The following is a 5052-nucleotide window of genomic DNA, read 5'->3' as shown; positions in this document are numbered from 1 at the left end:
GGGAATCAGTCTTATCTGGAATTAATAGAACAGGAGCTCACGATGTCAACGACCACTGCAAACGAACTTTATCCTGAAGTCAGGTCATTTTTGGAGAGTGGTCCGCTGAAAGGGTTTGTCGGCGGGAAAGAACTGGAATCAACGGGAGGCGAGACGTTTACTACTTCGGATCCTGGTTCCGGAGCTCAGTTGGCAGAAGTTTATAGTTTTCAGGCAAGTGACATTGATCAGGCCGTCGATGTGGCTGACGAGGCTTTCAAAACAGCGGGGTGGGAACAGCTTCCTCAGAATGAACGCAGTGCGCTGTTGCATCGGTTGGCAGATGCCGTCGAAAAGCAAAAACACATCATCGCTCAACTCGAATCACTGGACGCTGGAAAAATCGAAGCACAGGCGCAAGGTGATGTGCAAAACTTTGTGGATACCATCCGTTATTTCGCTGACTTGGCGCAAAACGTTCAACGTCGTTCCATACTGGCTGTGAAAAATCATGAAGCCTGGACGATGCGCCAGCCCTGGGGCGCCTGTGGATTTATCTTTCCCTGGAACTTTCCGTTTCTGTTAGTTGGCTGGGGCATTGCTCCCGCGTTGGCTGCCGGGAATACGGTCGTGATTAAACCTGCTGAAGACACGCCGCTTTCGACTCTCTACCTGGCGCGTGTGGCGCAGGAAGTCGGCATTCCCGATGGTGTGATTAACGTGGTTCCCGGTTTGGGCTCGGTTGCTGGTGCTGCATTGTCAGCCAATCCTAAACTCCAGCGTATGTCATTCACAGGTTCTCCCGAAGTGGGCCGCCTGATCGCAGAATCCTGTGGTCGAAATCTGGTGCCGGTCAAACTGGAACTGGGTGGCAAAGGGGCAGCTGTCGTCTTTAACGATGTGGATATTCCCGACACCGCAGAGAAACTGGTTAACGCGATTACATTTCATACAGGCCAAGTCTGCTGCGATGCAACTCGCTGGTTGATTCACAAAAATATTTACGATGAATTTGTCGGTGAATGTATCGACCGGCTCAAGGATGTACAAGTGGGTTATCAGTTGAACGATACGTCTCAAATGGGGCCTGTGGTCAACGCAAAACAACATCAACGTGTACTCTCTTATCTGGAAAAGGGACAGTCAGAAGGAGCCGAGTGTCTGCTCGAAGGGGGCGTTGCTGAGGTGCCTGGTTATGAAGGCTATTATGTAAAACCGGCACTCATGGCGGGTTCGCTCGACAATGTCGCTGCCCGTGAAGAAATATTTGGACCTGTGGCATATCTGGCTCCGTTTGAAACGGAAGAACAAGCCATTCAGATGACAAACAGTACCGATTATGGTCTTGCAAATAGTGTATGGTCATCTGATCTCAACCGGGCGGCGCGTGTCGCAGAAGTGATGTGTGCCGGCAATAGCTGGATCAATGCTCATAACGTATTCGCGCATGGTATTCCTTATGCCGGCATCCATAAAAGCGGTATGGGGGGGGGCGTTTTATCGATTGAAACACTACTCGACTATTGGCGCAGTGTTTCGGTGGTCCGACCGTTGTAAGACTCTGTTTCAGTTCCCGAAAGTCAAGTCGGGAACTGAGCGGAAATCAATGAGATCTATAACTGACCCGCAGGTATTTTTATCACATATTCCTGCGGGTCTGGTCTTGCGCAGTGCGATTATGATTACTCATTCTCTGGTATATGTGGAGCATTTAAACACAGACGCTTTAATTGGTTGCATCCGTTCTCTTCCGAGCTTGACAGGCCTTGTTCTCAGTCTTTAAGATCAAAGATACGATCCGTCTGCTGGGACCCACCTGTTCTCCCGGACCATGATGGCATGGTTCGGTTTCAAAGAGACGCACCAGGATCGCAATCGCAAATAATCTGACAGGGCATGATGAGTATGCGTTTCCGTTCCCTTTCAATCTGGTTGCCTGTAATTATTTTAGGCGCTTCTTTTGCTTCTTTGTTTGCCGAAGAAAAGAACAAGCCTGATCAAACATCGGCTGAATCGAAAATTGATTTCAATCGAGATATCCGCCCGATTCTTTCCAATAACTGTTTTTTCTGTCATGGCCCCGATGAAACGCATCGAGAAGCCGAATTGCGTCTCGATACGAAGGCAGGCGCGTTTCATAGTGTTGATGGAAAAACGGCTCTCGTACCAGGAAATCTAAATGAAAGTGCACTGATTCAGCGGATTCTCACTACCGATGTTGATGAGCGAATGCCGCCTGTTGATTCTGGAAAAACTTTGAAACCTGCAGAGATTGAATTACTCAAACAGTGGGTTCAACAGGGGGCTGCATGGCAGGAACACTGGGCCTATATCAAGCCGGAACGAGCGCCATTGCCTGCGGTCAAGCAGGTGAAGTGGCCAAGAAATGAAATCGATTATTTTGTGTTGTCGCGCTTGGAAAAAGCGGGTATCACTCCTTCTAAAGAAGCTAACCGCCAGGCATTGGTTCGTCGGCTCTATCTGGATTTGCTTGGTCTGCCTCCTTCCGCTGCTGTAGTTGATGCGTTCGTAAAATCGAATGATCCACGGGCTTATGAAAAACTCGTAGATCGCTTGCTTGCTTCACCTCAGAATGCGGAACGTATGACTCTGAAATGGCTCGATCTCGCTCGATATGCTGATACCAATGGTTTTTCCATTGACGGTGGACGGCATATGTGGCTCTGGCGCGATTGGGTGATCGATTCGTTCTACAAAAACAAACCCTTTGATCATTTTATTACCGAACAAATTGCCGGTGATTTAATTCCGAATTCTTCTGCCTGGCAGAAAGTTGCCACCGGTTTTAACCGGAATCATATGATTACGCACGAAGGGGGCACGATTCCCAAGGAAAATCTGGTCAACTATGCCGTCGATCGGGTAAAAACGACATCAGAAGTTTTTCTGGGATTAACTATGGGTTGTGCACAATGCCACAATCACAAGTATGACCCGATTACGATGAAGGATTTTTACCAGTTCTTTGCTTACTTCAATAACCTGGAAGATAAGGGACTCGATGGGAATTTGGGTATTAATGCTGGCCCCAAGATGAAAACAAAGACAGAACTATCCTTTGCGTCTGCGGAATTAAAGACGCTTGAGAAGGAAATAGCCCAGCTCAAATCCAAGTTGAATCATCCGAATGCAATCAAGATGGGGGACTGGGAAAAGAAGGCCCGTCAAGATTTATCGGAGCTGGGAAAAGGCTTAAAACTGCATGATTTGGAAGTGATCAAAGTCTCTGCTCCCAATGCGCGAACCGGATTTGAAATCAGTAAGGAAGGGCACGTGCTCGTATTGACTCCAGGAGGTCGTTCTCCCTCCATTTCATTGAAGGCCAAACCGGGGGTTGAAAAATTGACTGGTTTGCGAATTGTATTCTATCCGAATGAAAAATTACCTGATGGGGGGTTGGGCCATGGTTCGAAAGCGTCGTTCCCGGGTAGTTTTATGCTCACCAGCTTTGCAGCTTCCGGAACGGCGGTTCCTTCTGATCAGGTCGATTTGTATGCGATGTTTAATGTTGCCAAAATTACCGCCAGCGTCGCGCATCCCGATTATCCCCCAGAAGACTGTCTAGACCCACGTGATCATACTGGTTGGTCACCTGCTCTAAACAATAAGAAACAACAACACTTAACGGTGACTTTTGATCAACCTTACGATACCCAACACTCTCCCTATATTTCCGTGATGCTGGTTTGGGGTGATGGAAAATTTAAATACGGACAGAGGATGTTTGCCGGCGATTACAAAATCTTTGGAATGACGGGCGTTGATGATGGCACGAATATCCCTCAACCCATTCAAGACATCCTGTCTGTCGATCAGAAAAAACGGAATGCAAAACAGATTGCGGCGTTGAAAACATATTACAGCGAGATTGCGCCTGAATTTAAGAATATCCATTATCAATTGGAGAACTTGAAAACGCGTCGTCAGATGTTGACTGATGAGTTTGAAACGATGGTGATGGATACTGCAAAGAAACCTCGTGATACATTTATTTTAAATCGTGGCCAATATGATCAACCGACTGTGAAAGTCAGTACGGGAGTGCCAGCCTTTTTACCGGGATTGCAGAAAAGAGCACCTGCGAATCGGATGGCGCTGGCCCAATGGTTAACATCGCGCGAAAATCCATTAACGACACGCGTGGCAGTGAATCGATTTTGGGAAATGTTGTTTGGACAGGGAATCGTATCTACCACGGCAGACTTTGGTTCACAGGGTGATCCTCCTACGCATCCTCTGATGCTCGACTGGCTGGCGGTTGAGTTTTACGAAAAAGACTGGGATGTCAAACACATTATGCGAAAGATTCTGTTGTCATCGACATATCGGCAGTCATCGGAGGGGACGCCTGCACTTTGGAATCAAGACCCGCAGAATCGGCTGTTGGCCCGTGGTGCACGATTTCGTTTACAGGCAGAAGCAATTCGGGATGCGACATTGAAAGTATCCGGATTACTGGTGGAGCGAGTAGGAGGCGCCAGCGTGAATCCTTATCAACCAGAGGGTTTGTGGCGTGAGGTCAGTCATTATGGAAGTTCGCCTGCAACGGCGCAGGTTTTCGTGCAGGATCATGGCGAAAAGTTGTACCGCCGCAGTATGTATACCTATTGGAAACGAACGGTGCCACCGCCGAATATGCAAACCTTTGATGCGCCGAATCGCGAAGTCTGTCTGGTAAGTCGGGCGAGAACGAATACACCTTTACAATCATTGGTACTACTGAATGATGTGCAGTTTGTAGAAGCTTCTCGAAATTATGCAGAGCGGATTATGCATGAAGGTGGACAGGATGTCGAAACGCGGGTTCAGTTCGCTTTCAAGTCGGCATTAGGTCGACTGCCAGAGTCGTGGGAGGCTCAAACAGCGAAATCTGCTTACTTACGCGAACTCAAGTCTTATCAATCAAATGAAAAGGCCGCGCTGGCTCTACTGGCCCAAGGAGAATCGGACCGCGATGAATCGCTGACTCCCGCGGAACTCGCTGCCTGGACGACGGTAGCTAGCATGATATTTAATACCTACGAATTTATTACCCGAGGATAGTTATGGATC

The 5052-nt window shown here is 48.1% G+C and carries 2 protein-coding genes; both read left to right on the top strand.

The features are described 5' to 3' along the window. Window positions 1–42: 42 nt before the first annotated feature. The gene (locus Q0668_RS14970) at window positions 43–1536 is read left to right on the top strand and encodes an aldehyde dehydrogenase family protein (protein ID WP_366918908.1); all 1494 of its coding nucleotides are present in this window, start codon (window positions 43–45) and stop codon (window positions 1534–1536) included. A 348-nt stretch (window positions 1537–1884) separates the two neighbouring features. Further along, on the top strand, window positions 1885–5043 hold the full coding sequence (locus Q0668_RS14965) for a PSD1 and planctomycete cytochrome C domain-containing protein (RefSeq protein WP_298866080.1): 3159 nt from the start codon (window positions 1885–1887) through the stop codon (window positions 5041–5043). Window positions 5044–5052 lie beyond the last annotated feature (9 nt).

Source organism: uncultured Gimesia sp. (assembly GCF_937910335.1).
Taxonomy (GTDB): domain Bacteria; phylum Planctomycetota; class Planctomycetia; order Planctomycetales; family Planctomycetaceae; genus Gimesia.
This window is presented reverse-complemented; position numbering and strand designations above follow the sequence as displayed.